At 46.3% G+C, this 3268-nt stretch carries 2 protein-coding genes; both read left to right on the top strand.

All coding sequences use genetic code 11. From position 1 onward, the window contains the following. Window positions 1–176 precede the first annotated feature (176 nt). Window positions 177–620, top strand: a complete 444-nt coding sequence (locus tag HMPREF2890_RS02040) for a peptidase U32 family protein (RefSeq protein ID WP_070464578.1) — start codon at window positions 177–179, stop codon at window positions 618–620. A 65-nt stretch (window positions 621–685) separates the two neighbouring features. Then, the gene (locus HMPREF2890_RS02035; protein WP_070464575.1) at window positions 686–3028 is read left to right on the top strand and encodes a TonB-dependent receptor; all 2343 of its coding nucleotides are present in this window, start codon (window positions 686–688) and stop codon (window positions 3026–3028) included. The last annotated feature ends 240 nt before the right edge of the window (window positions 3029–3268 follow it).

The raw sequence follows: 3268 nt of genomic DNA, 5'->3' as shown, positions 1-3268 counted from the left end.
GTAGTCGTTGCCCAGTGCCTCCATCTTGGTGAAGTGCATGGTCTTGGTCAGTGCTTTGCTCCCAATTACTGCTCTGATGCCCAAAGTTACCCATTTTCGCCTCGTTAACTCCCCGCATCGAGTTTCATGCTGAATTCAGGGGGCGAACTGAGGGGAGGAATGGGTACCTTTGTGCCATGAAGAGAAGCATCGAAATACTGGCACCCGCTTCGTCCCTCGAGGGCGGGCGGGTGGCTCTCTCGGCGGGGGCGGGCGCAGTCTATATCGGGGCACCGAAGTTTGGCGCACGTGCTGCCGCCGGGGTCTCTCTCGAGGACATCGCGACGCTCACCCGAGAGGCACACGAGGTGGGCGCACGGGTCTATGTGGCGCTCAATACGATCCTGACGGATGAGCAACTCCCCGAGGCGGTCTCACTAGCGTGGGACCTCTATGGTGCCGGTGCCGATGCGCTGATCATACAGGATATGGGGCTGCTGATGGAGAAGTTGCCTCCCATCCCCCTCCACGCCAGTACGCAGTGCCACAACGACAGCAACGCCAAGCTCCGCACCCTCGAGGCGCTGGGTATGGAGCAGGTGGTCCTTGTAGAAAGACAGTCAGTGACACCGCACGACTGACGGGCAAGATAAGAACGGAAAGAGATTTCTCAATTTTATAAATCAGAAAACCGAACAACATTATTATGAATAATCGATTTCTATTTTGTACTATATGTGCTATCATACTATTGATGGGTAATGTCTGCTCTGCACAAGTTACCGGCACAATAGTTAATAGGGAGAAACAACCTGTCGGTGGTGCCTCTGTTACACTGACCTGCAAGGGGAGTCCGGCTAAGAATATTTCTATTTCAAATATGAAAGGAGAGTTTAGGGTGGAAACAAAAACACTTGAGGGACAAGACTGCATTCTTGAAATTAGACATGCTGCCTATGCTCCCTACCTCCTTTCTTTACAGAAAATGCCGAAAGCGATAGAGCTTGATACAATAAGATTGGAGGATAACGTCCTCGAGGAGGTGACGGTCATGGCTGATAGAATTATCCATAAAGTAGATAGAAAGCTACTGTTTCCATCCCAAGATGACATTAGGCTTTCGAGCTCTGGCTTTGATCTCATAGATAAAGTCAACTTGCCCGGAGTTTATGTTGATACGGCAAACAAAAAAGTAGAGAGGCGAGGATCGGGAAGTGTTCCTGTTTTTATCAATGAAAAGCGTGCTTCACAAGCCGATGTCGTTGCCCTGCGACCAGATGAGGTTGTGCGTATAGAGTACATTGATAATCCAGGTGTTGAATTTGGGCTGGAGACACCTACTGCCATCATCAATTTTGTTGTTAAGCCCCGAATGAAAGGTATGTCTATCGGTTTTAATCTGAATGATGCTGTGACTACGTTGAATGGACAGAATTATATCTATGCACAATATAATCATCGCCTGTCCAAGTGGGGCATTTACTATCAGAATGATTTTTCAAAGTTAAGCCGAAGACACATCGACCAAACGGATAGCTATATCTTAGCTGATGGAAACCTTCACGAAATACGCCGTGAGGGAATGAATACAAAGCTGGCATACGCAAACCATGATTTCGGCATTACCTATGATTGGACAAAGAAGGGACAGTATACCTTTATGGCACAGGCAAGCTGTCACTTCTATAATAGCCCGGACAGAGGCCACCGCCAGCGCATTTATGAAACGGGCAAGCCTAAATATTACGCTTTGACCGAACCTACAGAGCATTATTTCTCGCCAACGATAGATTTATTCTTTAGGCGCTATTTTAAGAAAAATCGCACATTGACCTTCAATTTAGTAGGTACCATGTACGACACGAAATATGGATATAGCTTTAAGACCTTTGACAATGAAGATTTTGACTTGCCGACATCACAATATGGCTACGATACAGACGGCAAACGCTATTCCCTTATAGGTGACGTCAAGTTTAGCCAGCCCTTGGGCAAGTCCAGCTGGACCTCTGGCGTCAGTCACCTGCAGGGCTATACCAAAAATAAATATACAGGGACTTCCGACATCATCAATGATATGCACAACAGCAGCACCTATCTTTATTCCCAGATTTCAGGAAGATTCAGCAACTTACGTTATATGCTTGGTATAGGAGGAAGCTATCAATATTATTCGCAAGGGACAGAGAGCTATCATTACTTCCTTTTACGCCCATCTCTAAGTCTCAGCCACCCTTTTCTGGACAAGGGAAACATACGATATGTCTTTAATATATCTCCCAATGCACCATCCTTGGCTAATCTGAGCAATAACAGACAGCAGTCAAATGAATACGAATATCATGTAGGTAATCCTAACTTGAAACCTTACAGCAGGTATACACAGACGCTGACCCTTTCTTACGAGCATAAATACTTCTATACTGAAAACACAACGGGGTACACGTATAGCCGGAATCCTATCTTAGAAGAAATAACGAGACACCGTGACGCAAATGGGAGGACATGGTTTGACTTAGGCTATGAACAGCAGAAGTCAGCAGCAGACTTTTGGAATTATACAACTGTTCAGCTCTATATAATACCCAATGTTCTGACTTTGGATGGCGGATTTTCGTACCTGCTATCTCGTTACGTGGGAAATAATTATACCCACGACTTCCATCGCCTATGGGGATATGTTGGCTCGAAACTTTTTTTTGGCAAATGGAGCTTTAGAGCTTCTTGGTCTGCAAAGGAAAGAAACTTTAGAGGAGAAAGTGAGAACACCACCGGCCAGAATATAGAAGCGCAAGTGAATTATAAACTGAGCCAAAACCTCTCCATTGGTCTTTATGGCTCTCATCTATTCCTGAAAAATGGCTCTACCTTCGGGGAGGCAACGCACTCGCAGTTCATCAAGAAAGATCTAACTGTATATATTCCGGAGTGGGGAAATATGATCTCTTTGAATCTGACATGGAATCTTTCACGCGGACGTAAATATCAGTCAGATCAAAAAGGTGTATGGAATCGAGACAGCGAAACGGGCATATTTAAAGGTAAGTAATGGTTGTGTTATTGGGGTGACAGAGGTAGAGCTGGTCGAAGTGCTGCAAGGGTAGAGGGGGGATTTAGCTTCATTCTCTTTATTCACGGCAGGTATCATAGCCTCGCCCACCGTCCGTCGCAATACAAGCCGCAGCGACCCGCCACCGCGCTGGTCTCAATGTGGGCGGGGTTTCCCAGATCGGTCACGAGGATAATCACGTGTAGACGTAGTCGTTGCCCAGTGCCTCCATCTTGGTGA

It is taken from the genome of Porphyromonas sp. HMSC065F10, assembly GCF_001808555.1.
In the GTDB taxonomy this organism is placed as follows: Bacteria; Bacteroidota; Bacteroidia; order Bacteroidales; family Porphyromonadaceae; genus Porphyromonas_A.
This window is presented reverse-complemented; position numbering and strand designations above follow the sequence as displayed.